This window comes from Bradyrhizobium sp. dw_411, from assembly GCF_018449695.1.
In the GTDB taxonomy this organism is placed as follows: domain Bacteria; phylum Pseudomonadota; class Alphaproteobacteria; order Rhizobiales; family Xanthobacteraceae; genus Bradyrhizobium.
Genome location: NZ_JAAVUY010000034.1, coordinates 1 through 26,601, shown reverse-complemented (window position 1 = coordinate 26,601; position 26,601 = coordinate 1). Strand labels below are relative to the sequence as shown.

Annotated in this window: 29 protein-coding genes; 13 read left to right on the top strand and 16 right to left on the bottom strand. The window is 61.7% G+C overall.

What is annotated here, in order from left to right:
• Positions 1-103 precede the first annotated feature (103 nt).
• The 3 genes from HB676_RS33145 to HB676_RS33135 all read left to right on the top strand — a co-directional run bounded on the left by HB676_RS33145 (position 104) and on the right by HB676_RS33135 (position 1,915).
• On the top strand, positions 104-892 hold the full coding sequence (locus HB676_RS33145) for an SDR family oxidoreductase (protein ID WP_213742726.1): 789 nt from the start codon (positions 104-106) through the stop codon (positions 890-892).
• 153 nt (positions 893-1,045) lie between these two features.
• A complete protein-coding gene (locus tag HB676_RS33140) occupies positions 1,046-1,339 on the top strand; it encodes a hypothetical protein (protein ID WP_213742725.1) in 294 nt (97 codons plus the stop codon).
• A gap of 135 nt (positions 1,340-1,474) precedes the next feature.
• Positions 1,475-1,915 (top strand): hypothetical protein, encoded by a 441-nt coding sequence (locus tag HB676_RS33135; RefSeq protein ID WP_213742724.1) that lies wholly within the window; start codon positions 1,475-1,477, stop codon positions 1,913-1,915.
• Between the two features lie 141 nt (positions 1,916-2,056).
• Here the strand turns inward: HB676_RS33135 and HB676_RS33130 are convergent, their stop codons facing one another.
• From HB676_RS33130 to HB676_RS33110, 5 genes are all read right to left on the bottom strand, one after another.
• The gene (locus HB676_RS33130) at positions 2,057-2,470 is read right to left on the bottom strand and encodes a VOC family protein (protein ID WP_213742723.1); all 414 of its coding nucleotides are present in this window, start codon (positions 2,468-2,470) and stop codon (positions 2,057-2,059) included.
• A gap of 65 nt (positions 2,471-2,535) precedes the next feature.
• Positions 2,536-3,072 (bottom strand): SRPBCC family protein, encoded by a 537-nt coding sequence (locus HB676_RS33125; protein WP_213742722.1) that lies wholly within the window; start codon positions 3,070-3,072, stop codon positions 2,536-2,538.
• A 13-nt stretch (positions 3,073-3,085) separates the two neighbouring features.
• Positions 3,086-3,466 carry a DoxX family protein gene (locus HB676_RS33120; RefSeq protein ID WP_213742721.1) on the bottom strand — a complete coding sequence of 127 codons (381 nt, stop codon included), beginning with the start codon at positions 3,464-3,466 and terminating at the stop codon, positions 3,086-3,088.
• A gap of 72 nt (positions 3,467-3,538) precedes the next feature.
• Positions 3,539-4,813, bottom strand: a complete 1,275-nt coding sequence (locus HB676_RS33115; RefSeq protein WP_213742720.1) for a sigma-70 family RNA polymerase sigma factor — start codon at positions 4,811-4,813, stop codon at positions 3,539-3,541.
• A complete protein-coding gene (locus HB676_RS33110) occupies positions 4,810-5,178 on the bottom strand; it encodes a YciI family protein (protein ID WP_213742719.1) in 369 nt (122 codons plus the stop codon). The genes HB676_RS33115 and HB676_RS33110 overlap by 4 nt, the downstream gene beginning before the upstream one ends.
• Positions 5,179-5,309: 131 nt before the next feature.
• Between HB676_RS33110 and HB676_RS33105 the strand changes: the two genes are divergently transcribed.
• Positions 5,310-6,275, top strand: coding sequence for a glyoxylate/hydroxypyruvate reductase A (locus HB676_RS33105; protein ID WP_213742718.1), 966 nt, complete (start codon positions 5,310-5,312; stop codon positions 6,273-6,275).
• Between the two features lie 97 nt (positions 6,276-6,372).
• Here the strand turns inward: HB676_RS33105 and HB676_RS33100 are convergent, their stop codons facing one another.
• Positions 6,373-7,053, bottom strand: coding sequence for a TetR/AcrR family transcriptional regulator (locus HB676_RS33100; protein WP_213742717.1), 681 nt, complete (start codon positions 7,051-7,053; stop codon positions 6,373-6,375).
• Between the two features lie 97 nt (positions 7,054-7,150).
• Here HB676_RS33100 and HB676_RS33095 point away from each other — a divergent pair, with 97 nt between their 5' ends.
• Together HB676_RS33095 and HB676_RS33090 are read left to right on the top strand one after the other, a co-directional pair.
• Positions 7,151-7,795, top strand: a complete 645-nt coding sequence (locus HB676_RS33095) for a glutathione binding-like protein (protein WP_213742716.1) — start codon at positions 7,151-7,153, stop codon at positions 7,793-7,795.
• Between the two features lie 209 nt (positions 7,796-8,004).
• Positions 8,005-8,208, top strand: coding sequence for a hypothetical protein (locus tag HB676_RS33090; protein WP_249780578.1), 204 nt, complete (start codon positions 8,005-8,007; stop codon positions 8,206-8,208).
• A gap of 22 nt (positions 8,209-8,230) precedes the next feature.
• Here HB676_RS33090 and HB676_RS33085 read toward each other — a convergent pair whose 3' ends face one another.
• A complete protein-coding gene (locus HB676_RS33085; protein ID WP_213742715.1) occupies positions 8,231-8,698 on the bottom strand; it encodes a nuclear transport factor 2 family protein in 468 nt (155 codons plus the stop codon).
• An 83-nt stretch (positions 8,699-8,781) separates the two neighbouring features.
• Entirely contained in the window at positions 8,782-9,231 is a 450-nt protein-coding gene (gene ybgC, locus HB676_RS33080) for a tol-pal system-associated acyl-CoA thioesterase (protein ID WP_346347482.1), read from the bottom strand.
• 223 nt (positions 9,232-9,454) lie between these two features.
• On the opposite strand from ybgC, the gene HB676_RS33075 reads away from it, so the two are divergent.
• Entirely contained in the window at positions 9,455-11,062 is a 1,608-nt protein-coding gene (locus HB676_RS33075) for an oleate hydratase (RefSeq protein WP_213742714.1), read from the top strand.
• 29 nt (positions 11,063-11,091) lie between these two features.
• On the opposite strand, the gene HB676_RS33070 is transcribed toward HB676_RS33075, so the two are convergent.
• The 5 genes from HB676_RS33070 to HB676_RS33050 all read right to left on the bottom strand — a co-directional run bounded on the left by HB676_RS33070 (position 11,092) and on the right by HB676_RS33050 (position 14,604).
• Positions 11,092-11,514 (bottom strand): NUDIX domain-containing protein, encoded by a 423-nt coding sequence (locus HB676_RS33070; RefSeq protein WP_213742713.1) that lies wholly within the window; start codon positions 11,512-11,514, stop codon positions 11,092-11,094.
• Positions 11,511-12,557 (bottom strand): Holliday junction branch migration DNA helicase RuvB, encoded by a 1,047-nt coding sequence (gene ruvB, locus HB676_RS33065; protein WP_213742712.1) that lies wholly within the window; start codon positions 12,555-12,557, stop codon positions 11,511-11,513. The genes HB676_RS33070 and ruvB overlap by 4 nt, the downstream gene beginning before the upstream one ends.
• Positions 12,554-13,171: a Holliday junction branch migration protein RuvA gene (gene ruvA, locus HB676_RS33060; RefSeq protein ID WP_213742711.1), complete on the bottom strand. Its 618-nt coding sequence runs from the start codon at positions 13,169-13,171 to the stop codon at positions 12,554-12,556. Before ruvA ends, ruvB begins: the two co-directional genes overlap by 4 nt.
• Entirely contained in the window at positions 13,168-13,695 is a 528-nt protein-coding gene (ruvC, locus tag HB676_RS33055; RefSeq protein WP_213742710.1) for a crossover junction endodeoxyribonuclease RuvC, read from the bottom strand. Before ruvC ends, ruvA begins: the two co-directional genes overlap by 4 nt.
• 162 nt (positions 13,696-13,857) lie before the next feature.
• On the bottom strand, positions 13,858-14,604 hold the full coding sequence (locus tag HB676_RS33050; RefSeq protein WP_213742709.1) for a YebC/PmpR family DNA-binding transcriptional regulator: 747 nt from the start codon (positions 14,602-14,604) through the stop codon (positions 13,858-13,860).
• A gap of 200 nt (positions 14,605-14,804) precedes the next feature.
• Between HB676_RS33050 and HB676_RS33045 the strand changes: the two genes are divergently transcribed.
• Complete coding sequence (locus HB676_RS33045; protein ID WP_213742708.1) at positions 14,805-16,562, top strand: methyl-accepting chemotaxis protein; 1,758 nt, start codon at positions 14,805-14,807, stop codon at positions 16,560-16,562.
• 33 nt (positions 16,563-16,595) lie between these two features.
• Here HB676_RS33045 and HB676_RS33040 read toward each other — a convergent pair whose 3' ends face one another.
• Both HB676_RS33040 and HB676_RS33035 read right to left on the bottom strand, forming a co-directional pair.
• Positions 16,596-17,021, bottom strand: a complete 426-nt coding sequence (locus tag HB676_RS33040) for a DUF4399 domain-containing protein (protein WP_213742707.1) — start codon at positions 17,019-17,021, stop codon at positions 16,596-16,598.
• Positions 17,022-17,147: 126 nt separating this feature from the next.
• On the bottom strand, positions 17,148-18,713 hold the full coding sequence (locus tag HB676_RS33035) for an SUMF1/EgtB/PvdO family nonheme iron enzyme (protein ID WP_213742706.1): 1,566 nt from the start codon (positions 18,711-18,713) through the stop codon (positions 17,148-17,150).
• Between the two features lie 1,216 nt (positions 18,714-19,929).
• Between HB676_RS33035 and HB676_RS33030 the strand changes: the two genes are divergently transcribed.
• From HB676_RS33030 to HB676_RS33010, 5 genes are all read left to right on the top strand, one after another.
• Positions 19,930-20,355 (top strand): hypothetical protein, encoded by a 426-nt coding sequence (locus HB676_RS33030; RefSeq protein WP_213742705.1) that lies wholly within the window; start codon positions 19,930-19,932, stop codon positions 20,353-20,355.
• A gap of 338 nt (positions 20,356-20,693) precedes the next feature.
• Positions 20,694-21,947 carry an MFS transporter gene (locus HB676_RS33025; protein ID WP_213742704.1) on the top strand — a complete coding sequence of 418 codons (1,254 nt, stop codon included), beginning with the start codon at positions 20,694-20,696 and terminating at the stop codon, positions 21,945-21,947.
• A 323-nt stretch (positions 21,948-22,270) separates the two neighbouring features.
• Entirely contained in the window at positions 22,271-22,732 is a 462-nt protein-coding gene (locus HB676_RS33020) for a (2Fe-2S)-binding protein (protein ID WP_213742703.1), read from the top strand.
• Between the two features lie 10 nt (positions 22,733-22,742).
• On the top strand, positions 22,743-24,920 hold the full coding sequence (locus tag HB676_RS33015) for a xanthine dehydrogenase family protein molybdopterin-binding subunit (RefSeq protein ID WP_213742702.1): 2,178 nt from the start codon (positions 22,743-22,745) through the stop codon (positions 24,918-24,920).
• The gene (locus HB676_RS33010) at positions 24,917-26,263 is read left to right on the top strand and encodes a cytochrome c (RefSeq protein WP_213742701.1); all 1,347 of its coding nucleotides are present in this window, start codon (positions 24,917-24,919) and stop codon (positions 26,261-26,263) included. The genes HB676_RS33015 and HB676_RS33010 overlap by 4 nt, the downstream gene beginning before the upstream one ends.
• 31 nt (positions 26,264-26,294) lie before the next feature.
• On the opposite strand, the gene HB676_RS34180 is transcribed toward HB676_RS33010, so the two are convergent.
• Complete coding sequence (locus tag HB676_RS34180; protein ID WP_275944991.1) at positions 26,295-26,417, bottom strand: hypothetical protein; 123 nt, start codon at positions 26,415-26,417, stop codon at positions 26,295-26,297.
• Positions 26,418-26,601: the final 184 nt, after the last annotated feature.

Genomic DNA, 26,601 nt, shown 5'->3' with positions numbered 1-26,601 from the left:
AGGGAGGGGAGAAGAAATCCGCGGAGAGAGGGGAGCGTAGCGACACCCTCCACGGCATCGGCTATAGCAACGCTCCGTTCATCAACCGCCCACGGACTCGTCCATGACCCATGCCTCTCAAAAAGTTGCGCTGGTGACCGGCGCCGCGCGCGGCATCGGGCTTGCGACAGCAAAACGATTTCTTGCCGAGGGCTGGCGCGTGGCGCTGCTCGACATCGAACGCGAACTGCTGGCGGCAAGCGTGGAGGCACTGGCGGCGCCGGGCGATACGCTCGGACTGCCTTGCGACGTGTCCGATGCACACGCGGTCGCTGGCGCCATCGCCGAGATCGAACGGCGCTTCGGCCGTCTCGACGCGCTGGTCAACAATGCCGGCGTCGCGGTATTCGCGCCGATCCTGGAGACATCCGAGGAGGACTGGAGCCGGATCCTGGCGGTCAACCTCACCGGACCGTTCCTGTGCACCAAGGCCGCCGCGCCGCTGATGCGCGAACACGGCGGCGGCGCCATCGTCAACATTACGTCGATTTCGGCGGTGCGCGCCTCGACGTTGCGTTCGGCCTACGGCACCAGCAAGGCCGGGCTCGCCCATCTCACCAAGCAACTCGCGGTCGAACTGGCCTCGCTCGGCATTCGCGTCAACGCCGTCGCCCCAGGCCCGGTCGAGACCGCGATGGCGAAAGCGGTTCACACGGCCGAGATTCGCGCCGATTATCACGATGCGATCCCGCTCAATCGCTATGGCCTCGAAGAGGAATTGGCGGAGGCCGTGTTCTTTCTGTGCAGCGACCGCGCAAGCTACATCACCGGACAGATTCTCGCAGTCGATGGCGGCTTCGACGCCGCCGGCATCGGATTGCCGACGCTGCGCGGCGAGCGGCGCAACGGCTAGGTTGAAAGCCGGCAATCTTTCGTATTTTTCACCGGCATCCTTCGCGCCCGCAGCATGACCTTTGCGGTCTAACCGCCTAAGTTGTACGGCGGCGGTCGTCCGGCGCCACGGTTTAGGCTGAAGCTGAACACCGGACCCGGGGAGTATCACGCTATGTCGGGACTACTCATCAATCTGATCATCCAAGTCATCAGCGGCGCTGTCGGCGGCAATGTCGCCGCCGGTGCGGCGAAGAATATCGATCTCGGTACACTCGGAAATACCATCGCGGGAGCGATCGGCGGCGGCGCCGGGGGACAAATCCTCGGCATGCTGCTTCCGTTGCTCGCCAATAGCACTTCGACGCCGGATATCGGCAGCATCATCGGCCAAGTCGCCGGCGGTGGCGTGGCGGGAGCCGTTCTCACCGCGATCGTCGGCGCTATCAAGAACAAGACGACGGCTTAATCGACTGGCGATGGCGGCGGGGCAGGATTCGTGGCCAGGATCCGTGCTTTGCCGCTCCTGTCAGACCCTGCGCCTTGTCCCGCGACCGGCCCTTGATAAATTGATGCATCATCGGGGCACAGGGAGTCGCGCGTCATGCGAGGGGCGGTCGTCAAAGCAATCTGGCTCGCCGCGGTGCTGTGTGCATTTGCCGTAACACCGGTGCAGGCTGACGTTCGCATCCTCGGTAGTCCGGGCGGGCAGGTCGGCCCGTTCCTCGACCTGTTCGAGCAACTGCGCGACTCCGGCGAACGCGTGGTCATCGACGGGCCATGCCTGTCGGCCTGCACGCTGGTGCTGAGCATGGTGCCTAACAACCGCATCTGCGTGACGCGGCGGGCGGTACTCGGATTTCATGCCGCGCGATCGATGGACCGGCGCGGCCGAATGTATAGCGAGCCGGAAGCTTCCAAATTTGTTCTCGAAGCCTATCCTGCCCCGATACGAGGCTGGATTCGTCAACGCGGCGGGCTGACCTCGCGCCTGCTGCTGTTGCGCGGGCGCGAACTCAACGCTTTTTATCCGGCGTGTAGATAGAGCACGACATACCGTAGGGTGGGCAAAGGCGCTCTCGCGCCGTGCCCACCATCAACACCGACGGTGGGCACGCGGAGCCTGTCATCGGGCGCGCATTCGCGCGACCCGTTGGCTTTGCCCACCCTACAGTCTACCGATAGATCACATGCCCTCGGCAGGGCAGTTCACCATCCAGGGAATGCCGAACTGATCGATGCACATGCCGAAACCTCTGGAGAAGAAGGTCTTGCCGAACGGCATGTTGATGCTGCCGCCCTCGGACAACGCCTTGAACTTGCGCTCGCCCTCGGCGGGATCATCGACCGTCAGCGAAACCGCAAAGCCCTGCGGCTTGTTGAAATGATCGGGAGGCGCGTCGGATGCCATCAATACTTCGCCATCGATTGAAATCCGGGCATGCATGATCTTCTTCTCCCGGCCGGGCAGCCCCGGCATCGGCTCCGGCGCCTCCTCATTCCTCAACATCATCTCGATTTTTCCGCCGAGCACTTTCTCGTAGTACTTGAACGCCGCTTCGCAATTGCTGTCATAGAACAGATAGGGATTGATCCGCATCGCTTGCTCCTTGGGTGATGTTGATTACGGGTAGTGCTTTTTACCGCGTCCCTCGACAACGCGGTTTATCGCTCGGCAAGCCCTTTCAGATTGGCGAGCCCGGCTTCAAAATCCTTGCCGATCATCTTGTCCATGCTCATGAACACCTGCATCATCTTCGACATGAAAGGTGCAGGACCATGCATGACCCAGTTCACGGTGGTAGCATCGCCCTGTGGCAGCACGGTGAATTCGGCCGTGTTGTGGGCCTCGAATGGCTTGAGAAAATCGAGCTTGATGATGATTTTCGAAGGCGTGGATGCGTCGAGAATTTCCATGCGGCCGGAGCCGACATTCTTGTTGCCCTCCCACGCATAGACCGCGCCTCGCCCGCTTTCAGCGCCACTGAAGCTGCGGCTCATCGCGGGGTCCCGGTTTTCCCAGGGCGACCATTTTCCCCATTGATGAAAATCGTTGATCAGGGAGAAGACCTTTTCCGGCGGCGCCTTCATGGTGGCGCCGCGCTGGACACTGAAAGTGTTCGGCTTGGCCGCCGCGAGGACGAGCACGACCGCAATGGCGATCGCCAGCACGACGGCGATGATGGCAATGATCTCAAACATCGGATGGTCCTCCTTAATAATCCGTCAGGCAAAATCCGCTCCACGGCGGCATCGGCGCGCGCGGGCTTCTGCGCCACAACCAAAGCCCGCCCCATACCAGTGCGCCGAGATAAAGCGCGAACGGCATGATGCTTATCAGCGGATTGCCGATCCGCAGATGCGACACCATCGCGCTGGTGAGATCGCCAACCGGCAAGATGGCCCCAAAGAGCGAGACCGGCGGAAATACATAGAGAACGGCATAGATGACCGCGATCATGACCAGACCCCGCGCCAGACCCCTGCCCGCAGCGTGACCGGTTCGATCCACCGCCTTCGTGACGATCCGCCACGGCGCCAGCATGGTGACGCTGTCAAGCAGCAGAAATAAAATCTGGATGTTTTGCATGTTCATCGGTCATCCCCCTCTTTCGCAACCCGTATGTCCTTTAGACGAACGAGGCTGGACCGATCCGACAGGGACGGATTATTTTTTTGAGATTCTGGATTCGGCGCCCGCGCTGTCGCGGATCAGCCGGTCGAGATGCATCCGGATATGGGCGGCTTCGGCTGACGTATTGGCCAGCGCAATGGCGCGGTCGAACGCCACACGGGCCTCATCATTGCGGTTGAGCTGCATCAGGAATGCGCCGCGCACGCCAAAGAAATGGAAATAATTCGAAAGCCGGGGCCCCAGCGGCTCGATCATATCCAGCGCCGCCTGCGCGCTGCGCACCTTGGAGACCGCGACCGCACGGTTGAGCGTCACGACCGGCGATGGCTGCATGATTTCCAGCGCGCCATACAGCAGATCGATCTGCGCCCAATCCGTATCTTCGGGCTTGGCGGCGCGGGCATGCAAAGCCGCAATCGCCGCCTGAACCTGATAGGGCCCGCTTTGCCGGTGCCGCATGGCCTTGTCAATCAGCGCCGCCCCCTCGGCGATCATCTTCTGGTTCCACAGTGAGCGATCCTGATCGTCCAGCAGCACCAACGCGCCGGCGGCATCGAAGCGCGCCGCCGAGCGGGCATGCTGCAACAATAACAGCGCGGTCAGGCCCATGATCTCCGGCTCGCTCTGGAACAGCCGCAGCAACAGCCGCGCCAGCCGAATGGCTTCCTCGCAGAGCGGTGCGCGGACCTCGACGGTATCGCCTGCGGCCGAATAGCCTTCATTGAAGATCAGGTAGATCATCGCGGCAACCGCGGAAAGCCGCTCGGTTCGTTCCACCGCGCCGGGTGTCTCGAACGGCACGCCGGCATCCGCGACGCGGGCCTTGGCGCGGGTGATGCGCTGCTCCATCGCCGCTTCCGTAACCAGGAATGCACGCGCGATCTGCTTGACCGTCAGGCCCGATACGATGCGCAGCGCCAGCGCGATCTGCTGGGTCGCCGGCAGGTCGGGATGGCAGCAGATGAACAACAGCCGCAGAATATCATCCCTGTAATGCGAGCCGTCGAGCCGCTCGGCCAGCGCCTCCTCGGCATCGTCGAGATCGGAGATAACATCGTCTTCCGGCAGCGGCTCCTGCTTGCGGTTACGGCGCACTTCATCGATCGCGACATTGCGCCCGACCATGATCAGCCATGCCGCGGCATCGCGCGGCGGGCCGTTTTGCGGCCAGCTCTTGAGCGCGCGCAGGCAGGCGTTCTGAAAGGCCTCCTCGGCGGTATCGAGATTGCGGAAATAGCGCAACAGCGCGCCGACCGCCTGGGGACGCGCCGAAGTCAGTGCGGCATCGATCCAGGCGGTATCGGTCACCCCGTGACGCTCCCCGGATTCAGAATCCCGACGGGACGAATTTCGTAAGCGCCCCCGGGATTGGCGGCGCCAAGGTCGCGCGCGACATCGACCGCTTCGTCGAGGTTCTTGCAATCGATGATGTAAAAGCCAAGTAGCTGCTCCTTGGTCTCGGCATAGGGACCGTCGAGCACCAGAGGCGGATCGTCCTTGCGCAAGGTCGTGGCCGAAGTCGTCGGCAACAGCCGCGCCACCGGGCCGAGCCGGCCCTGCTTGGCCAGTTTGTCCTGCACGACAGCGAGTTTCTCCATGACAGCGGCATCCTGTTCCCGGGTCCAGGAACCGACGAAGTCCTCATCATGGTAGCAAAGGATGGCATAGAGCATGGGGAAGGATCCCTGTTTGATTGCAAGACGATTGAGATGGCCCGGAACCGACAGCGAGGCGGAATTATTTTGCACGGCCGGTGCGGGCCGGTAATGTCGCCTGCGATCCCCGATTATAAGGCGAAAATCCAATGAACAAAGGCGCGCTCGCTCTGCTGGTGCATGGCGGCACTGATAACTGGTCACCGGAACGATGGAAAACCCGGTTTGAGGCGGTGTGCGGTGGCCGGCCGGTCTGGCGGATTCCAGATCGCGATTGCAATCCCGCGGATGTCCATTACGCGGCGGTCTGGAAACCGGCGCCGGGGGAACTGGCGGCCTTTCCAAACCTGCGCGTCATTTTCAATCTGGGTGCCGGCGTCGATGCGCTGATGGCGGATAAAACTTTGCCGAGGGTGCCGCTGGTCCGGATCTCGGTCGACGATCTCACCATGCGCATGACCGAATATGTCGTGCTGCACGTGCTGATGCATCACCGGCAGGAACTTTATCTGCGCGCCTGCCAGCGAGAAAAGCGCTGGGAGCCGAGGGTTCAATGGGCGGCGAACGCGATATCGGTCGGGATCATGGGCCTCGGTACGCTCGGATCGGCCGCGGCCGGCGCGCTGCGGCATCTCGGCTTTCGGGTATCGGGCTGGAGCCGAAGTCCTAAGAACATCGCCGGCATCGAATGCTTTCACGGCGAAGGCCAGATCGACGCGTTTCTGCGGCAGGCCAATATTCTGGTGTCTCTCTTGCCGTTCACGCCGGACACGCGTCACATTCTCAATCGCGGACTGTTTGCAAAGCTCAACCGCAATAGTCCGCTGGGCGCGCCGGTGTTGATCAATGCCGGGCGCGGCGGATTGCAAAACGAGGCGGATATTCTGGCGTGCCTCGACGACGGCACGCTCGGCGCAGTGTCGCTCGACGTCTTTGAGACAGAGCCGTTGCCGTCCGACAGCCGGTTCTGGACGCACCCCAAGGTGATCCTGACACCGCACAACGCGGCCGACACCGACGCCGATGAAATCTCGAAATATGTCGCGCAGCAGATCGAACGTTTTGAAGCCGGCCAGGCACTGGAGAATGTCGTCGATTCCGCGCGCGGGTATTAGAGCGTTTTCGAGCGAAGTGGACACCGGTTCGCGTGAAGAAAACGCGTCAAAACAAAAGTTAGAGCCCGGTTCTGATGTAAATTAGAACCGATAAGGCTCAATCTTTCGCAGACACACCCACCATCACGTCGATCGCCCCCCTGACGATCGCCTCCAGCGCCTTGCGCGGCACCTGTGCGCGGGCGCGGATCGCGATGGTGTGAAGGGTCGCGGACGCCAGTTGCGCCAGCACCACGGGATCGGCGCTCCCGGGCACTTCGCCCTTCTCGATCGCCCGGCGGAAGCAGTTTGCAAACGCCCGGTCGAGTTCGGTAAATCCCTCCAGCACCATGGCGCGGATTTCCGGATCGGCAACCGCTTCGGACGCCGCCGTCATCACCGTGAAGCAGCCGCGTGGACCGGACTCGCCCTCGATATAAATATCGAGCGCCACCGAATAGACCCGCGCCAGCCGTTCGCGGATCGGCAATTCGCCCCGGAAGATGTCGATCATCGCCGCCCGCGCATCGGCGCGGTAGCGCGCGTAGCTCTTGATATAAAGCTCGCGCTTGTCGCCGAACGCGCCGTAGAGGCTCGGACGATTCATGCCGGTCGCGGCGCTGAGATCGTCGAGCGAGGTGGCGGCGAAACCATCCTTGCGAAACAGATCGAGCGCCTTGCCGAGCGCGATCTCGGGCTGATAGGCGCGTGGCCGGCCGCGACGTTTCGGCTCGGCGGGACTGGCAGGCGCCGCAAGCACAGTCGCCTTTGCCGGCGGCTTTTTACTTTTTTGTACCATTTCGCAATAAATCCCTTGACCGGATTTATATTATGCGGAACAGTATAAAAAACAATCCCAACCCGAAAGCCAAACCGAACCCGCCACGGAGGCACCCATGGACCTGTATTTCTCGCCGCTGGCCTGCTCAATGGCTACCCGCGTCGCACTGTATGAAGCAGGCGCCGACGCTAATTATCTGGAGGTCGATCCCCGGACCAAGATCGTGCAGAACGATGGCTCCAACTTTCGCGAGGTCAACCCGCTCGGACTGGTGCCGACGCTGCGCACCGATGACGGGCTGGTGCTGACCGAGAACGCCGCGATCCTGCAATATGTCGCGGATCGCTTCCCGCAGGCCGGCATCGCGACCGGCCCCGGCATGGATCGCAGCCGGTTGCATCAGTGGCTGTGCTTCATCGGCACCGAGTTGCACAAGGGATTATTCGTGCCGCTGCTCGACAAGAACGCACCGCCGGAAATGAAGACCTATGTCCTCGGCAGAGGCCTGTCGCGGCTCGATTACCTCGATAGCTATCTCAAGGACCGGGAATTCCTGCTTGACCATTTCAGCGTCGCCGATGGCTATCTTGTTACGGTCATCAACTGGACCATGGCGACGCCGCCGATTGAACTGGCAAAATGGCCTGTTGTGAAAGCCTATTACGAGCGGCTGCGCAGCCGTCCCAGCATTGCGCGCGCGATCGGCGAGGAGTTCAAACTGTACCAGGCCGAACTCGCCCGCCACAAAGCCGCGGCGTAATATCAATCCGGCTGCGGGACGCCACCGGGCGGCGTCCCACCCTATCTTCATCCTTAATACTTTGTTTTTTTCGCAAGCTTTCTTCAGTTTATCGCTTGGCGCTACGCGGATCGTCAAAACTTTCGCGGGCAGGATCACTCATGACGAAGCGCCAGAGCCCTGAGATAACGCAGCCGCGATTATATAAGAGAATTGCCCCGTCGGGACTGATGTCCCGAACAGGCCAGATCATTGTCGGCCCGAAAGTGCCGGCCCTGACCTGCAGGGTCATCGACTATTCCGCCGGCGGCGCCTGTCTCGACATCCATGGCCTCGGTGCGGTGCCGGACCGTTTCGAATTCCTCTATGGCGGCGTCAGGAAGAAAAGCCACATCGTCTGGCGGCGCGGCATTCGCATCGGCGTCGCGTTCTAGACCAACGTCAAACGCACGCCGATCAAAACGGACTCTCGCTCAACCCCGGAACATCGGCTGGCCGCGAGCCCGGTGCGGGCCAGTGGAAGCGGCGGTCTTTCTCGGCAATCATGAGATCGTTGATGCTGGCTTCGCGGCGACGCATCAAGCCGACCGCATCGAATTCCCATTGCTCGTTGCCGTAGGAGCGATGCCACTGCCCGGCATCGTCGTGCCACTCATACTGAAACCGCACCGCAATGTGGTTGTCATCGAACGCCCAGAGATCCTTGATCAGGCGGTACTCGTGCTCCTTGGCCCATTTGCGGGTGAGGAACGCCACGATCGCGGCGCGGCCTTCGAAAAATTCGGAGCGGTTACGCCAACGGCTGTCCTCGGTATAGGCCAGCGAGACACGCTCGGGATCGCACGAATTCCAGGCGTCTTCGGCCATGCGGGCCTTCTGGGCGGCAGTCTCTCTTGTGAACGGCGGAAACGGGGGACGTGACATGGATCAACCTCGATCGTTGTTATGGCCGGCAATGTAGCGCCACCAAAACAGATGTCGATGGCGGATCGCCTATCGCCCGATAGTCAAACCTGATCGGCCTTCATCAGGATTCGCAACGCCTTCGGAATTGGCTGCGCTTTCCCCTCGCTGATGAAGGCGACGCGCACCTGCGCCTTCACCAGGACGTGTTCGCCGCGCCGCACTTCCTGCGCCAGCGTGATCGAGGCGCCCTTTACCATGACAGGCCAAGTCACCACGTCGAGCACATCGTCCATGCGTGCGGGTTTGAGAAAATCGATCTGCATCGAGCGCACCACGAAGGCGAAGCCGGGGGTTTCCGCCTGCGCCTCGGCGAACAGCGCGTGCTGCTCCGCGCCCATCAGCCGCAGATGATTGGTGCGTCCGCGCTCCATGAAGCGCAGATAATTGGCGTGATAGACGATCCCCGAAAAATCCGTGTCCTCGTAATAGACGCGGATCTGCATGTGATGGCGGCCATCGCGGATCTCGCCGTCAAGATGAGCTGTTTGCACCTGCCGCCCTCGGAATGACAATTGATCGGTGACATGCCCTGGCAATACGCCCGGCGTCAATTCCCCGGCAGCGCAGGGAACCGTCGCACCGGGCAGGTTGATCGAAGTCAAGACCGGCGCAGTCCCGACGACATATCCAGAAGCTATCGCAAGCTCCCGGCCTCGCCGTCAGTTCGCAGCCCACTTACCGACGACGTCGCCCGCATCCATAAAGGCAAATATCATGGCAGATATCGATCAAACCGGGGAGCGAAGCGAAACCAGGGCCTACCTGATCGGAGGCGGCATCGCGTCGCTGGCCAGCGCGGCCTATCTGATCCGCGACGGCGGCTTCAAGGGCAGCAATATCCGCATTTTTGAAGAGACCTCGCAACTTGGCGGCAGTCTCGACGGCGGCGGCTCACCCGACCATGGTTATGTCATCCGCGGCGGCCGAATGTTCACCTACGAGGCCTATACCTGTACTTTCGATCTGCTGTCGTTCATTCCCGCGTTGACGGATCCTGCAAAAACTGTTCGCGACGAGATTCATGAATTCAACGACAAGCACATCCCGCACTCGAACGCGCGGCTGGTGCGCGGCGGCAAGAAGGTCGACGTCTCCAGCATGGGATTTTCCGCCCGGGACCGGCTCGATCTGATCGAGATCATGGCCGCGTCCGAAGCCTCGCTCGGCTCCAAGCGAATCGAGGATGTGTTCGCGCCGTCGTTCTTCACCACCAATTTCTGGTACATGTGGGTCACAACGTTTGCATTCCAGCCTTGGCATAGCGCGGTCGAACTGAAGCGCTACCTGCATCGTTTCATTCAGGAGTTTCCCCGCATCCACACGCTCGGCGGCGTTCGCCGCACGCCCTATAACCAGTATGATTCCATCGTGCGGCCGCTGACGACCTGGCTGAAGGCGCAAGGCGTGGTCATTCATACGGACACCGCCGTTACCGACCTCGATTTCGTCTATGGTCCGAAGGGTAAGGGCGTCGAGCGGCTGCATTGTCTCCATGACGGGAAGCCGGAGCTGATCGCAGTCGGCGCCGACGATCTGGTGTTCGTCACCAACGGATCGATGACCACGGCGTCCAGCCTGGGTTCGATGACACGGCCGGCCGCACTGCACGACAAGGACGGCAAGACCGATGGATCCTGGGCACTATGGGAAAAGCTCGCTGCGAAACATGCTGAATTCGGCCGGCCTTCAGTGTTCAACGGCAAGGTCGATGAATCGAAGTGGCTATCGTTCACGGTCACTCAGCGTGATCCGATCTTCTTCGATCTGATGGAAAAATTCACCGGCAACGTCGCCGGTACCGGGGGCCTTGTCACCTTCACCGATTCGAACTGGCTGATGTCGGTGGTGCTCGCCGCCCAGCCACATTTCATCGGACAGCCGGATAATATCAAAGTGTTCTGGGGCTACGGTCTGTTCGTCGACCAGGTCGGCAACTTCGTCAACAAGAAGATGTCGGATTGTACCGGCGAAGAGCTGATGATCGAATTAATCGGTCACCTGCGCTTCGAGGCGCAAAGGGATCAGATTCTGAAAACCTCGAACTGCATCCCCTGCATGATGCCATATATCACGAGCCAGTTCATGCCGCGCGTCCAGGGCGACCGGCCGTCGGTCAAGCCTGTCGGTACCACCAACCTCGCCTTCATCGGACAATATTGCGAGATCGCGGACGACGTGGTGTTCACCGTGGAATATTCGGTGCGCTCGGCGCAGACCGCGGTAATTGCGCTGCTCGGCCTCGAGAAGAAAGTCTCGCCGCTATACAAGGCGCAATACGATCTCGGCGTGCTGCTCGATGCGGCGAAGACGCTGGCTCATTGACGATCGCGCGAGAGAACGACGGCATCGGATCAGGCATGCCCCGCGACCCCTCCCCTGGAGGCCAGCGGCAGGACATGATCGCGCGTCAGCGGCGCCAGCGGAATATCCGGCGGCGAGGCCGGATCGATCCAGATCATCTCGGCGATCTCGCGATCCGGCACGATGTCGCCGGTGACATCGATCCCATACAGACAGGCGTGAACGCGCCAGCCCGGCTCGTTTGCTGCAACCGCATCGAATTCGCCAAGCGGCCGGATCGAATCGTGCACCATGGCGCAGCCCAACTCTTCGGCAATTTCGCGTGCCAGCGCCGTCGCATCGTCTTCTCCGGGATCGCGCTTGCCGCCGGGCTGCATGAAGGCCGAGGTCCCGCGCTTGCGCACCAGCAGCACCCGGCCCGCGTCATCGCGGATCAACGCCGCGACGACCCTTATTGTGCCGGTTTGCGTCATTCGTCCTCGCTCTGCCCGAACAACCCGAACTGCGCCGGATCGCGGGCCGGTTCAGCAAGGCCGAGATGGCGGAACGCATGCGAGGTCAGCAACCGTCCGCGCGGCGTGCGCTGCAGATAACCGCACTGGATCAAAAACGGCTCGATGATGTCTTCGATGGCATCGCGCGGTTCCGACAGCGCCGCCGCCATGGTTTCCACACCGACCGGACCGCCGCCGTAATTCATCGCGATGGTCGTGAGATAACGCCGGTCCATCGCGTCGAGACCTGCGGCATCGACCTCGAGCGCGCTCAGCGCATTATCGGCGATCGCGCGGTCGATCGACTCGGCGTCCGCCGCCGACGCAAAATCCCGCACCCGGCGCAGCAGCCTTCCGGCGATACGCGGCGTGCCGCGGGCGCGGCGGGCGATTTCATTGGCGCCGTCAGGCGTCATCCCGATCTTGAGCACGCGGGCGCCGCGGGTGACGATCTTTTCGAGTTCTTCCTCGGTGTAGAAATTCAGCCGCACCGGAATCCCGAACCGATCGCGCAGCGGATTGGTCAGCAGCCCCGCGCGCGTCGTCGCACCCACCAGCGTGAATTTTGCCAACTCGATCTTGACCGAACGCGCCGCCGGTCCTTCGCCGATAATCAGATCGAGCTGGAAATCCTCCATCGCCGGATAGAGCACTTCCTCGACCGCGGGACTGAGGCGGTGGATTTCGTCGATGAACAACACATCGCGCTCTTCGAGATTGGTCAGCAGTGCTGCGAGATCGCCGGCCTTGGCGATCACGGGTCCTGACGTGGCGCGGAAGCCCACGCCGAGTTCGCGCGAGACGATCTGCGCCAATGTAGTCTTGCCGAGGCCAGGCGGGCCGACGAACAGCACATGGTCCAGCGCCTCGCCGCGTTTGCGCGCGGCCTCGATGAAGATCGACAGATTGGCGCGCGCCTGCGCCTGGCCAACGAATTCGGACAGCATCTGCGGACGCAGCGCGGTATCGCCGATATCGTCGGCGCGGCGCTCCGGGGTAACAATGCGGGAAGGTGTGGTCACTTCGCCAGTTCCTTCAACCCGAGGCGAATAAGCTGCGCGGTCTCGGCATTTTCCCCGGCGATGCGCGAGGCGCCGGCGATTGCGGCAGCGGCCTGCGGCTGGCCGTAACCGAGATTGACCAGCGCCGAGATCGCATCGGTGACCGGGCGCGGCGCACGCGCGTCATCGATCGCGCCGGACAGGTGCACCAGCGCCGGATCGACATTGGCGAAGGCCGGCGCCTTGTCCTTCAGTTCAGTGACAATGCGCTCGGCCACCTTCGGGCCGACACCCGGCGTGCGCACCACCGCAGCCTTGTCGCGCAGCGCGATCGCATTGGCGAGATCCGATGGCGGCAGGGTCGAGAGCACTGCGAGCGCGACCTTGGCACCAACGCCCTGCACCGTCTGCAACAGCCGAAACCATTCGCGCTCGACATCGCCGCGAAAGCCGAACAGTTTTATCTGATCCTCACGCACGTAAGTCTCGATCGACAGCACCGCGGCCTCACCGGTCGCGGGCAGCGTCTGCAACGTGCGCGCCGAACAATGCACCTGATAGCCTACGCCGCCGACATCGAGGATCACATAATCCTCGCCGTAGCTGTCGATCAGGCCTTTGAGTTTGCCGATCATACTTCAACCACCCTTAGCCGCAGCGCGGCGCTCTGGCGGTGATGGGCATGCGTGATCGCGACTGCGAGTGCGTCGGCGGCATCGGGGGATTTCGGCTCGGCCTTGGGCAGCAAAATCTTCAGCATCATCAGGATCTGGTTCTTGTCGGCATGGCCGGCGCCGACCACCGTCTTCTTGACTTGATTAGGCGCGTATTCCGCCACTGAAATCCCGAACATCGCCGGCGCCAGCATCGCGACGCCCCGCGCCTGACCGAGCTTCAATGTCGCAACGCCGTCCTTGTTGACGAAAGTCTGTTCCACCGCCGCTTCAGCGGGACGGAAATCGCCCAGCACGGTGGCAAGGCCCTCATGAATGCCAAGCAGGCGGCTCGCCAGGGGTAAGGTGTCCGGCGGTTCCACCGAGCCACAGCCGACAAATATCAACCGGTTACCGTCAATCTCGATCACGCCCCAGCCGGTGCGGCGCAGGCCCGGATCGATGCCAAGGATGCGGACGGGTTGGCGAATCGGTGGTGATGTCATGGGTTATTTTACACCATGCCGAAGTCGCTAGCCTAGCGTGACACCAACATCATACCCCGCGAAGGCTGATTACCTACGCTCGTCATGCGCGGGCTTGACCCGCGCATCCATCTTTCCAGAAGGATGGATTGCCGGGTCAAGCCCGGCAATGACAAGAGAGCATCACCCCCCCATCTTCGCGACTAGCGCGTCGGACACCTCGAAATTGGCGTACACGTTCTGCACATCGTCATGTTCGTTGAGCAGGTCGATCAGTTTCAGCAGCTTCTCGCCGGCCTCGTCATCGACCGGCACGGTGTTTTGCGGCTTCCAGGTCAGCGCCGCCTTGCGGGCTTCGCCGAACTTCGCCTCCAGCGCCTTGGCGACGTCGCGAAAGGTCTCCTGCGAGGCGTAGACTTCGTGGCCGTTCTCGCTGGAGACAACATCGTCGGCGCCGGCGTCGATCGCGGCTTCCAGCATCGCATCGTCGGAGGCGACCTTGGCGTCATATTCGATGATGCCGGTGCGATCGAACATGAAGGAGACCGAGCCGGTTTCGCCGAGATTACCGCCGGACTTGGTGAAATAAGACCGGATATCGGACGCCGCGCGGTTACGGTTGTCGGTCAGCGCTTCGACGATGACGGCGACGCCGCCCGGGCCGTAGCCCTCGTAGCGAATTTCATCATAGTTCTCGCCCTCGGAGCCAATGGCTTTCTTCACCGCGCGCTCGATCGAGTCCTTCGACATGTTTTCCTGGCGCGCGGAAATGATCGCGGCGCGCAGCCGCGCATTCATCGCGGGATCGGGCTGGCCGAGCTTGGCGGCGACGGTGATTTCCCGCGCCAGCTTGCTGAACAGCTTCGATTTCTGGGCATCCTGCCGGCCCTTGCGGTGCATGATGTTCTTGAATTGGGAATGTCCGGCCATGCGATTTCTTTCGGGATTCGTCCGGGATGAGGGAATGGGAGGCGCGGCGTTATAGGCCGGGGCCCCGGTAAAATCAAAGATTTGCGGGAGTTTTCGGTAAAATAGTAGTGTGAACTGCCTGTCTGTGAGGCAGTTGTTAACCATGACTTCACGACGTCATGAGACCATGCCTTCCTCAACCTCATGCTCCGCGAGAGCCCATGGCGTTCGGTTTGTTTCGCAAGCGTCCGCCGGAATCGGCTGCGCCCGCCATCGCGACGCCGGCAGCCTGGGCCGTTGCGGTTGAGGCTTCCGCAAGCTCGGAAAATGATTCCGCCAGGCAAATCCTCGAGCTGTTGGAAATCGAACTCGGCGCGATGATCCGCCAGCTCGAGCGCGCGGCCCAATCGGTCGCCGGCGGCGCCGAAGCCACGGCAACCACGCTCTCGACCATTCGCCAGCGCACTGATGCGCTGACCGACCGCACCAGCGCGGCGCAATCGACCGCGACCACCTTCTCGCAGGCCGCCGACAAATTCACCCAATCGGCCGATGGCATCGGCAATCAGGTGCGTGATGCCGGCAAGCTCGCCGACCAGGCCGCCGCCGCTGCCCATGAAGCCAGCCAGACCATGGACCGGCTCAAGGAATCCTCCGCCGCGATCGGCAATGTCGTCAATCTGATCGCGCAGATCGCGCGGCAGACCACGCTGCTGGCGCTCAACTCGACCATCGAGGCCGCCCGCGCCGGGGAAGCCGGCCGCGGCTTTGCGGTGGTCGCGGTCGAGGTCAAGGCGCTCGCGGTGCAGACCCAGAACGCGACTGAAGAGATCACCAGGAAGATCGACGCGCTGCAAAAGGACGCCGCGGGTTCGGTCGATGCCGTCCGGCGGATATCGCAGGCGATCGAGGCGATCCGTCCGGTGTTTGATAACGTCAACGGCGCGGTGACCGAACAAAACAAAACCACCGGCGAGATGTCCGACAACGTCGCGACCACTTCGCGTTTCATCGCCTCGGTCGGCGACAGCGCCGCCGAGATCGACAGCGCCGCCATGGAGGCACAGGCGCATGGCGAACGCGTCGCCAGCGCCGGCAGCGCGGTCACGACGTTCGCGCAGAAACTGAAAACCCGCTGCGCTGTGTTGTTGCGCCCGGACGGCCGCAGCGCTCAGCGCAAACATGAACGGATGCCGTGCAGCCTCAGCATGGAAATCCGGACCACGCGAGGACTGGTCACGGCACCGGTCCATGAAATCTCCCAGGAAAGCATCCTGATCTGCGGACCGGATGCGGCAACGCTGCCGGTGAACCAGACTCTCGAAGTCACGCTGGAGGGCATCGGCGCCTGCAGGATCCGCATCGGCGACCATTCGAAGGCGGGCGCGCAGGCGCGGTTCGAGGCGCCGGACGCCGAGCTCGGCGAAAAGATCGAGGACCGGCTGTGGTTGATTCATGATGCCAACACCGAAGCGGTCACCCGCGCAATGCAAGCCGGCACTGCGCTGACCAGGATTTTCGAGGACGCCGTGACCAGCGGCGCGATCTCGATCGACGACATGTTCGACACGGACTACATCGAAATCCCCGGAACCAATCCGGTGCAGCACCGCACCCGGATTCTCGGCTGGGCGGATCGCGCGCTGCCGGCATTCCAGGAAGCCTTCCTCGCCAAAGACCCGCGGATGGCGTTCTGCGTGATGATCGACCGCAACGGCTATTTGCCGGTGCACAACAAGATCTACTCGCATCCGCAGCGCCCGGGCGACGTCGCCTGGAACACCGCCAACAGCCGCAACCGCCGCATCTTCAACGACGCCGCGGGCCTCGCCGCCGGCCGCAATCTGCGCACCTATCTGATCCAGAGCTACGCCCGCGACATGGGTAACGGCAAAACCGTGATGATGCGCGAGATCGACGTCCCGATCCGCGTCCATGGCCGCCACTGGGGCGGTTTCCGGACGGCGTACAAGCTCTGAGCAAAGACCCCGACACACCAACCGTCATTGGGTCTACCTGATCCGCACTGTAATTTTGTCTGAAACCAGGAGCGGAGTGAACGGATAATGAGCGCTATCTCCTAACACGAGTTGGAGGGTATGCTTGCCGGGTGGAAGTTCGATACGTGCTTCGGTTTGCCCCGCTCCAAAATGGAGATGCGATTTGTCCTGGGGGATCGGCTCGTTGGGATTGATGGGTTCATCCACATCGATCAGCAAATGGTGATGGCCGCTGTTTTGGTAGTTATCGCCCGCATGGGTTACGCCCATATTCCGCAGACCAAAGCGGCACCAAAATCCGCCTTTGATCGTCGCACCATCTTGCGGCCATACGAAATAGAGAACGGCGTCCTTGGGCGCCGGTTTGCCTTGGGCATACGCGGCAAATGACAGACACGTCAGGGCTATACACAGCGAGAGGAGCCGGCAAATTTTCATGACACATCTTCCTCATTTTCGCTCTTTAGAGCCCTATCGGCTCTGATTGCATCAGAACCGGGCTCTAATCTTTTGTCTTGAGCGTTTTCTTCACGCGAACCGGTATCCACTTCGCTTGAAAACGCTCTAGGGGGAGAGTGCGACGCGGAAGCCATGGGTCGGATATCGTACGTGGGTGTCGTAACCGTCACGGTTTGATGGCCGGACATACCGCGCGTCATTCTTCCAGGAACCAGACCGGATAACGTGTGAGGCGCAGTCAGCCTCGACCCACGCCGAGCCGTCAGCCGGAGCACCCTGGTAATTTTTATGCCAGCAATCCTCGACCCACTGATCGACGCCGCCGCCCATATCGTACAGGCCAAACGGATTTGGCTTGAAGCTGCCGACCTTCGCCGGCTGCTCGGTGCTGGCAGGGTCAGCGCAATTCTTGCAATCCGCCATACCCGATTGAAGCTGATCGCCCCACCAGTACTTCGTTTGCGTGCCCGCGCGCGCGGCATATTCCCATTCAGCCTCGCTCGGAAGCCGATACGGCTTTCCCGTTGCGCCCGCGAGCCAGGTCGTAAACTGCCTGGCGTCACTCCAACTCACATTCGTCACGGGCGCATCATCCTTGCCGGTTGCGGTGAATGCACATCCCTTCGCAGCGGCGCATTCGTTCCAGTCGCGAACGGAAACCGGATATTGACCGATCGCAAACGGCTTGACCGTGACTTGATGAGTTGGCTTCTCGGTGAGGTCGTCATTGCTACCCATCGTGAAGCTGCCGCCACGAATCGTCTTCATCTCCGGCTCCCGGAACGCTGGCACCGGCGGTGCAGCAGGCGTCGCGGGTGGGGCTGGGGATGGTTGAGCCGTTTGTTGGTTGCCTGGCGCCTGTGAGGGAGCCGGCGAAGGTTGCGATGCTGATTTGACAGCGGGCGACGGGGACGCTGTTGGCGTCACCGCGGGAGCCGGGACAGGGGCTGACGCCTGGTTCTTCGTCTTGCCGTGCGGTTGCAGAAGCAAATACCAGAGGACGCCACCGGCAATGACCAGCAAAGTGAGACTCAGCAAGAAAATCAGAATGTTCTCGCGGCGCTTTCGGGTTTTTTGAAACGCGGCAGGATCCGGAAGCACGCGATAAACTCTTACCGGATCCGTGATGTTTTTGACTTTGCGGTCGCCGAGCGCCTCATACCCGCAAACCAGTTTGTGCTTTATCTGTTCGTAGATGCCGCCCGAAATGAAAACCTGGCCAGGTTCGGCAATACCCTCAAGGCGCGAAGCGACGTTGACGCCATCGCCGTAAACGTCGGTCGCTTCGATGATGACGTCGCCGAGATTGACGCCGATCCGGTACTCGATCCAATGATGTTTGGGTAACGCCGCGTTGCGCCCGATCATGTTCTGCTGGATGACGATGCCGCACCGCACGGCCTCGACAGGACTGTCGAAAATCGCAATAAAACCGTCACCCGTGGTTTTGACGAGTCTGCCGTGGTGTTCTGCGATGCTGGGCTCGATGAGGTCGCGCTCGATCCGCTTGACGCGACGGTGCGTCCCTTCTTCGTCGATTTCCATCAGGCGGCTGTAGCCCGAGATATCGGCGGCAACGATCGCGGCAAGACGCCGCGGTATCGGTGTCGGTGTCAGATCGTGCGGCGGGTCGCCATTGCGGCCTGACTTGATATTGCGAATCTCAGCCATGGTTGGGATTTCCCTGAGCTGCAGATTACGGTCCTGGGTGAGCGGTACTTTCCTTTGAACATTAGATTCCAAGGCTCAGGCTACCATATTGCCAGCTTGCAGCAAGGCACTCGAAACGTGCAGAACTGCCGCAGGAATGGAAGTGGCATTGTCCTTGGTGCTTAGTTCTAGCCGTTGGGGTTGCGCCGCGAATGCCGTTGTCAGCGAATTTGCCGATAGACCCCCCCTCAGAGCGAGCTTCGCTCGTCTCGACCCCGCCACGCGCTAACCCGCGCGGAGGGAGGGGGAGAAGGAAGCGTTGATTTTGTCGCTGCGCCACTCGCGATGACCGCATCCTCTCTCCCGTCGTCCCGGCCTTGAGCCGGGACCCATACGCCGTGGCCTCTCGTTAAGAGACGTTGTTCGACGACTTTCGCGCAACACGACGTCCTGTGGTTATGGGTCCCGGCCTGCGCCGGGACGACACCTGTTGTATGGCGCGAGCCACTGATTCGATTCTCAAACAGCTAACAAAGAATCAAGCTTGTCATTGCCGGGCTTGACCCGGCAATCCATCCCCCTTCGAAAAACTCTTTACGAAGATCGATGGATGCCCGGATCAAGTCCGGGCATGACGAGTGAGTGATCGCGACGCAAAGCGCCCGAGTCTTGCCTAAATCTTCCCGCCCTCCCTTCAGAGGGCGCAGGGAATGCCGGGCGACCGATGCGCCCGCAAGCCACGTGTGCGAAGGTCGTAAGTAAGAAGCACACGCGTTAGTCAGGTCACACCGGAAACACCCAGCATTCCCCGCGCGATGGTTTACGGCTTACTTCGCGCTCTCCCCGGCGATCGGGCTCTTTTGCCACCGTCACCTTGCGGATACTTCCGCGAGACTTGACGCCAGCGTCGAGGCGTCAGGACCACACGACTTCGCCGTCCGCGCCAAGTGCCCTCGTCAGAAGCACCATCCGCGTCCACCGCATCCCGCCCCGCGTCCGTGACGATCGCGAGCCGCCCCTCAGATGGGACGGGACGGCCACGGATATAGACTGATTTGCCGATTCGGAAAATCAGAATATTTTTACGAAAGGAACTGGACAACGGTAAGGATCGAGACTGTGGAATCGTTGATTTGCCCGTCGGGTAGACTGCGCATCGAATACGCTGGACCGACGCAGGCACCATCGAATAGCATCCTCGCAACCTTGGTCCTCCAGAGACGGTGATTTCCGCGCGATGACCGATCCGTTGAACAGCGAAAGCTTTTCCAAACCGCATGCCGCGAAGGCATCGAAGCTGCGCTCGCCGGGGTTCCTGGCGGTGTTTTCATTCGCGGTTATCCTGGTGACGATGCTGAGCGTTTTTGCAACCATTCCACGCAAGACCGCCAGCGCAAATGCGCCAGCCGCCATCGTTCAGCCCACCGCGACGGAACTGGCGATCCAGCAGGATCTGAACGCATCCAAACAGAAAATGGCGGACCAGATTCGCGAGCTCAAGGAAGCGCTGGCGACCAGCCAGACGGAGCGAAAGCGGCTGTCAGACGCCGTTGCGGCACTGGGCAGCAAGCTTGAGAATTTGCAGCAATCCTTTGCGCGGAGTCAGGAAGCACCTCCCGCTCAACCGGCCGATCCCGCCAAACGAAATCGCGGGAATCGATAAATATCCGCCTCGCGTAATCTGCCGTCGGATATGAACGGGCTTCTCTCTGTCGGACCGTATCCTTCTTGAGCAATGCGGCCTGCATCCCGGAATGACCGGCGATGATCGCCCCCCAATGACGCATGTGGGCGTACCGGGCGATAGCCTCGTTTAATTGCTCGTTCCCGACAATTCCGATCCGATTGTTCAAGACAAGCGACCGTGGAAGTGAAAGCGGTCATCGCGTGGCCGGTGCGATCGACCAGACCGATCGATCGCGAGGCCTTGCTCTGCGGCCGTGCATTTCGTGTGCAGCGAAGCCGCGGGGCGCGTTCTGTCGACAACAGAGGGGAAGTCAAATGGATCGCTCGACACGGCCGTACATTTACGCATGGGCGATGGCGCTGCTGTTCTATGTTCTGGAATATTCAACGCGGTCGGCGCCCGGTGTGATGATTCCACAATTGGAGCGGGCGTTCGGCGAGAACGGCGTCGGTCTCGGCAGTATCCTCGGCAGCTACTATTACACTTACTCGATTACGAGCCTGGTCGCAGGACTGACCCTCGACAGATACGGCGCGAAATATGTCGTGCCGATCGGCTCCTGTATTCTCGGGCTGGGATGTCTGCTCTTCATCGTCGGCAACCCGGAAACCGCTTACCTTGCACGCCTGTTGCAGGGAATGGGTTCGGCCTTTGCCTTTACCGGCGCGGTCTATCTCGCCACCCACGGATTTTCGTCAAACTCGCTCGCCACCGCCATCGGCGTCACCCAGAGCCTCGGCATGCTCGGAGGCTCGGGTGGCCAGTTCGTTGTCGGCCCGCTGATGCAGGCGGACTACAGGTGGCAAGCGGTCTGGGTCTTCATCGGGCTGGCCGCTCTCGCCGTCGCGGTGGCCCTGGTCCTGATCACGCCCAGGGAAGTGCGGACGGTCCCGGCCGGCGCAGGCGAAAGCTGGTTTGCCCCGTATCGTATCGTGTTGAGCAATCCGCAATCCTATCTCTGCGGGTTCGTATCGGGCCTGCTTTTCGCTCCCACGACAATCGGCGCGATGACCTGGGGCGTGGCTTTTTTCGAGGCCGACCTTCACTTCAATTACACGGACGCCGTCTGGGCTGCTTCCGCGGTTCCGCTCGGCTGGGCGTTCGGTTGTCCGATCATGGGGTGGGCAGCCGACCAGATCAAACTCCGCAAGCCGGTCCTGATCGCCGGCATGACGTTGATGGCTGCCGCGGTCATGCAGTTGTCGTTCCTGCCGGGGCTTTTGCCGGCGGCGCTGACACTGTTCATTTTCGGGGTCGCATCGGGTGTCGCGATGATTCCCTATACGATCATCAAGGAAGCGAATCCCGACAACGTCAAAGGCAGCGCGACCGGCGCCATCAACTTCATCGTGTTCGGGGTGACGGCCCTGATCGGTCCCGTCTTCGCTTCGCTGTTCGCCAAGACGCTGAAGATCGGCGATCCGGTTCCACACTTTCGGCATGCGTCATCGTTCTGGCTCGCCGCGATCATTTTGGCCGGCTTGATGGCCATTCTGCTGCGCGAGACCGGATCGGGACGCAAACCCGTGGCTGGAAAAGATGCCGCTCAGCTTCGGAGCGTATCCTGACCGGCACCGCGCGCATTTCATCGCGTCGATCTTCGGCAGGCGGTCGCACGTGTGAACCGTGCATCAACCACGCGCTGTATCGGAAGGTCGGCTTTCAATGTGCCGTCTCGTAACACCAAAGTATGAGAAAAACGAAACCTGCGTCGCATGGAGAGCTGTCATTCCATGTGTGTATCTTCGAGCAGCGGAAGGAAGGCATGCCGCAGAGGAAGAGGGCATGCCGCAGAAGCAGTAGCAAGACGACGAAATCGGGCGTCTAATGACGCAAGTAATACCGTAAGCACATCATGGGTCGCAGGCGGCCCAAACATCGGATCGGTCTCATGATAAAATTGACAATCAATGGCGAACCAAAATCGTTCGATGTTCCCTCTGACATGCCGCTGCTGTGGGTTCTTCGCGACGTGCTCGGCATGACCGGCACGAAATTCGGCTGCGGCATCGCGCAGTGCGGCGCCTGCACGGTGCATGTCGAAGGCAAGCCGGTGCGTTCCTGCATGCTGCCCGTCGGCGCGGTGCATGATCGTCCCGTCACCACAATCGAAGGCATCGGCGCCTCGCCGGCCGGTGCGAAAATACAGAAAGCGTGGCTCGATCTTGAAGTGATCCAGTGCGGCTACTGCCAGTCTGGCCAGATCATGTCGGCGGCGGCTCTGCTCGCCAGTACCCCCAATCCGGATGATTCCGACATCGATGCCGCGATGGCAGGCAACATCTGTCGCTGCGGCACCTATGTGCGGATTCGTGCTGCGATCAAGCACGCTGCTTCCCAACGCCAGTCGTAGGGGGCGGATCATGACAACAGCAGAAAAGATCTCGGGTCATATTTCCCGCCGTCACGTGTTGACTGGAAGCCTTGCAGGCGGATTCCTGCTTGCCTTCCATCTTCCGCTGCGCGCGACCAACGAGCCGGTGCAGCCGCCTGATGTGACCGAGGGCAAGTTCGCGCCGAACGCTTTCATCCGTATCGATACTGCCGGCAAGACTACGCTGATCATGCCTCAGGTCGAGATGGGGCAAGGCACCTACACCTCGATACCGATGATTCTGGCCGAGGAACTTGACGCGGATTTTTCGCAGGTAATGCTTGAGCACGCGCCGCCGAGCGACAAGATTTACGGCAATCCCATGTTCGGCATTCAGGCCACCGGCAACTCGAATTCGGTTCGGGCCTGGTGGACACCCCTGCGCACCACGGCCGCCAGCGCGCGCGCCATGCTGGTTCAGGCTGCGGCGAAGCAATGGCAGGTCGATCCTTCGAGCTGCACCACCGCCAGCAGCGAAGTGATCCACGCAGCGAGCGGCCGCCGGCTTTCCTATGGCGCGCTGGCGCTGGCGGCGAGCAGCGAGGTGCCGCCCAAGAATGTTCCGCTGAAAGATCCCAAGGATTTCGTGCTGATCGGCAAGCCGCTGAAACGCCTCGACACGCCCGACAAGGTCAACGGCAAGGTCATCTACGGCATCGACGCGATGCTGCCGGGCATGAAATTCGCCACTCTTGCCAGATGCCCGGTATTCGGCGGCAAGGTCGCCAAGGTCGATGATAGCGCTGCCCGAAAGATACTCGGGGTTCAAAAGATCGTCGTGCTGGACGATCTGGTCGCGGTGGTCGGCGACCACATGTGGGCCGCCAAGAAGGGCCTCGAAGCGCTCGTGATCGACTGGGATGAAGGTCCCAACGCGCGTATCAACTCGAAAGACATCTGGCAGGATCTGCGCGCCGCCAGCGAAAAGGATGGCGCGGTCGCCAAAACGCGCGGCGACATCGCCAAGGGCCTGGCGACCGGCGAAAAGTTCGAAGCATCCTACGAACTGCCGTTCCTCGCTCACGCGACCATGGAGCCGGTCAACGCGACGGTTCATCTCAAGCCGGACTCGCTCGAGATCTGGACCGGCACCCAGGTCATGACCCGGGTGCAGTCCGAGGCGGCGAAAGCCGCGGGGTTACCGGTCGACAAGGTGATCGTGAACCAGCATCTGCTCGGCGGCGGCTTCGGGCGCAAGCTCGAGCCCGACATGGTGGTGGCCGCCGTTCGCATCGCAAAGCAGGTCGATGGACCGGTCAAGGTGCTGTGGACCCGCGAAGAGGACATGCAGCACGACGTCTATCGTCCGGCCTATCGCGACACCATCGCCGCGAGCCTGTCCGGCGGCAAGATCGTCGGCTGGAAATATCGCGTCAGCGGTTCATCCGTGATGGCGCGCTGGTTCCCGCCCGGGTTCCAGAAAGGCGTCGATATCGACGGCGTCGATAGCGCCATCGACATGCCCTACGAGATTCCGAATTTTCACGTCGAGTTTCAGCGAGTCGAACCGCCAGCAGTGCCAACGGGGTTCTGGCGCGGCGTCGGCCCCAACAACAACGTGTTCGCCATCGAATGTTTCATGGATGAACTCGCGCGCAAGGCCGGCAAGGATCCGATTGCGTTCCGCCGCGACATGCTCACCACCCAGCCGCGCTTTCTCGCCGCGATCGATCTGGTGGCGGAAAAATCCAATTGGGGCCAGCCATTGCCCCCGCGCGTCGGGCGTGGAATCTGCGTGCAGCCTTCCTTCGCAAGTTTCATTGCCACCGTGGTGGAGGCGGAAGTCGACGAACAGGGAGAAGTGAGGCTTCGCCGGATCACCTCCGCCGTCGACACCGGCATCGCCGTCAATCCCGACACCGTCAGGGCCCAGCTTGAAGGCGGATTGATCTTCGGCCTCACCGCCGCGCTCTACGGCGAAATCACCATCGACAAGGGACGCGTGCAACAGTCGAACTTCAACGACTACCGCATGCTGCGGATCAACCAGACCCCGAAGATCGACATCCATGTCATGAAGAGCGGCGAGGCGCCCGGCGGCATCGGCGAGACCGGTGCGGCGGCGGGACCACCCGCGCTGCGCAATGCGATCTATGCCGCAACCGGCGTTGCGTTGCGGCGGCTGCCGATCGACCGCGCTTTGATCGCCGGGGGGAAAAAGGCATGAGCCCCGCAGCACGCATTATCGGCAGTGTCGCCGTGATCGGAGTGGTTGTCGTCGCGGGGGCCGTCTGGTTCATCCGCGGTCCCGGCCCCCTCGCATTTGCGGACGGCCCAAGAGTAGCGCTCGCCGATTACAAGGGCGCCGATCCCACCGGCGTGCCGGCCGAACTCGCGAAAGCCAATATCGTCGAGCGCGGCGCTTACCTCGCAAAGGCGGCGGATTGCATGGTCTGCCACACCACGGCAGGCGGCAAGGAATATGCCGGCGGGCTCGGATTCAAACTGCCCTTCGGCACGCTGTATTCGACCAACATCACACCGGACAAGGAAACCGGCATCGGCAATTACAGCGACCGGGATTTTCTCAATGCCCTTCATCGCGGGACCCGCCGCGACGGCGCGCGGCTTTATCCGGCGATGCCGTTCACGTCCTACACCTATATCAGCGACGCGGACGCGCTGGCGATCAAGGCTTATCTGTTCAGCCTGCCGCCGGTGCGCGCGGCCGCGCCGCAAAATACGCTGATGTTCCCGTTCAACCAGCGCTGGGCGATGACCTTCTGGTCGGTGGTGTTCAATCCGGACACCAGATTCGAGCCCGACTCCTCGAAGAGCCCGGAATGGAACAGGGGCGCTTATCTGGCGGAGGCGCTGGCGCATTGCGGCGAATGTCACACGCCGCGTAACCTCGCATTCGCGCTGGACAACCGCCGGAAGTTTGGCGGCGCACTGACGGCGGGCTGGCGCGCCTTCAATATCAGTTCGGACAAGGCGACCGGCGTTGGCGCATGGCGCGACGAAGATCTGGTTTCCTATCTGTCGACCGGACATGCGGCGGGCCATGGCACCGCTTCAGGACCGATGGGTGAAGCGGTCGACCATAGCTTCAGCCAGTTCGCGCCACAGGACATCCGCGCCCTGGTGGCCTTTCTGCGCAGCGTGCCACCCACCGCCTCGGCTGATCTGCCGGCGACCTTGGCGCCCCCTGCGCCGGCGTCGCACAAGGACGGCGGCGGCATTGCGGATTCGCGCGGCAAGCTCGTGTTCGAGGGCGCCTGTGTCAGTTGCCACGGCTGGACGGGCCAAAGTCCGATCTCGCCCTTTGCTACGCTGACCGGCGCCTGGGCGGTCAACGATCCCTCAGCGACCAATGTCGCCCAGATCGTCATTTCCGGAACCAAACGTCATGCCCCGGAAGGGGTTATCTCGATGCCCGCGTTCGGCAACGCCTACTCCGATATCGAAATCGCCGCGGTTGCCAACTACGTCACCGCGCGGTTCGGCAGCAAGGGATCAAGCATGACCGCGCAGGACGTGGCGGAGCTGAGAAAGCAAACGGCGCAATAAGGAATCGCGGCTGACGATAAAGCGGCGCCGGTCAGGCGCCGCCGGATGCCTGCAGGGATTTGCGGCTGCTGGGCAGGCGTTTGCGGATAAAACCCAGCGCGGCCCGGAACACGCCCCGCAAGGTGAACGCCACGACGATTTCGTGGTGCCTCAAACCCCTGCCACCTTTGACGAGCCCCAAATCCCGCACCAGGCAGTAATGACCGTCGCTCATTCGGGCGAGACGGGTACTATCAGCGAATCGCATTCCCGCACGATGCACTGGCGCGCGATACAGTCAAATCTTGACGGGAGTCGAATCAGCTATCTTGTGGCTTCATGGTTCGAGACGCGCGAAG

Bases quoted from the DNA above. Each gene is read 5' to 3' on its own strand.
- HB676_RS33050 (WP_213742709.1), bottom strand. From the start codon at position 14,604: ATGGCCGGACATTCCCAATTCAAGAACATCATGCACCGCAAGGGCCGG.
- HB676_RS33070 (WP_213742713.1), bottom strand. From the start codon at position 11,514: ATGACGCAAACCGGCACAATAAGGGTCGTCGCGGCGTTGATCCGCGAT.
- HB676_RS33130 (WP_213742723.1), bottom strand. From the start codon at position 2,470: ATGCGGATCAATCCCTATCTGTTCTATGACAGCAATTGCGAAGCGGCG.
- HB676_RS33030 (WP_213742705.1), top strand. From the start codon at position 19,930: ATGACCGATCCGTTGAACAGCGAAAGCTTTTCCAAACCGCATGCCGCG.
- HB676_RS33140 (WP_213742725.1), top strand. From the start codon at position 1,046: ATGTCGGGACTACTCATCAATCTGATCATCCAAGTCATCAGCGGCGCT.
- ruvA (WP_213742711.1), bottom strand. From the start codon at position 13,171: ATGATCGGCAAACTCAAAGGCCTGATCGACAGCTACGGCGAGGATTAT.
- HB676_RS33025 (WP_213742704.1), top strand. From the start codon at position 20,694: ATGGATCGCTCGACACGGCCGTACATTTACGCATGGGCGATGGCGCTG.
- HB676_RS33045 (WP_213742708.1), top strand. From the start codon at position 14,805: ATGGCGTTCGGTTTGTTTCGCAAGCGTCCGCCGGAATCGGCTGCGCCC.
- HB676_RS33095 (WP_213742716.1), top strand. From the start codon at position 7,151: ATGGACCTGTATTTCTCGCCGCTGGCCTGCTCAATGGCTACCCGCGTC.
- HB676_RS33125 (WP_213742722.1), bottom strand. From the start codon at position 3,072: ATGTTTGAGATCATTGCCATCATCGCCGTCGTGCTGGCGATCGCCATT.
- HB676_RS33090 (WP_249780578.1), top strand. From the start codon at position 8,005: ATGTCCCGAACAGGCCAGATCATTGTCGGCCCGAAAGTGCCGGCCCTG.
- HB676_RS33020 (WP_213742703.1), top strand. From the start codon at position 22,271: ATGATAAAATTGACAATCAATGGCGAACCAAAATCGTTCGATGTTCCC.
- HB676_RS33010 (WP_213742701.1), top strand. From the start codon at position 24,917: ATGAGCCCCGCAGCACGCATTATCGGCAGTGTCGCCGTGATCGGAGTG.
- HB676_RS33085 (WP_213742715.1), bottom strand. From the start codon at position 8,698: ATGTCACGTCCCCCGTTTCCGCCGTTCACAAGAGAGACTGCCGCCCAG.
- HB676_RS33120 (WP_213742721.1), bottom strand. From the start codon at position 3,466: ATGAACATGCAAAACATCCAGATTTTATTTCTGCTGCTTGACAGCGTC.
- HB676_RS33135 (WP_213742724.1), top strand. From the start codon at position 1,475: ATGCGAGGGGCGGTCGTCAAAGCAATCTGGCTCGCCGCGGTGCTGTGT.
- HB676_RS33015 (WP_213742702.1), top strand. From the start codon at position 22,743: ATGACAACAGCAGAAAAGATCTCGGGTCATATTTCCCGCCGTCACGTG.
- HB676_RS33075 (WP_213742714.1), top strand. From the start codon at position 9,455: ATGGCAGATATCGATCAAACCGGGGAGCGAAGCGAAACCAGGGCCTAC.
- HB676_RS33110 (WP_213742719.1), bottom strand. From the start codon at position 5,178: ATGCTCTATGCCATCCTTTGCTACCATGATGAGGACTTCGTCGGTTCC.
- HB676_RS33040 (WP_213742707.1), bottom strand. From the start codon at position 17,021: ATGAAAATTTGCCGGCTCCTCTCGCTGTGTATAGCCCTGACGTGTCTG.
- HB676_RS33100 (WP_213742717.1), bottom strand. From the start codon at position 7,053: ATGGTACAAAAAAGTAAAAAGCCGCCGGCAAAGGCGACTGTGCTTGCG.
- HB676_RS33145 (WP_213742726.1), top strand. From the start codon at position 104: ATGACCCATGCCTCTCAAAAAGTTGCGCTGGTGACCGGCGCCGCGCGC.
- HB676_RS33035 (WP_213742706.1), bottom strand. From the start codon at position 18,713: ATGGCTGAGATTCGCAATATCAAGTCAGGCCGCAATGGCGACCCGCCG.
- HB676_RS33105 (WP_213742718.1), top strand. From the start codon at position 5,310: ATGAACAAAGGCGCGCTCGCTCTGCTGGTGCATGGCGGCACTGATAAC.
- ruvC (WP_213742710.1), bottom strand. From the start codon at position 13,695: ATGACATCACCACCGATTCGCCAACCCGTCCGCATCCTTGGCATCGAT.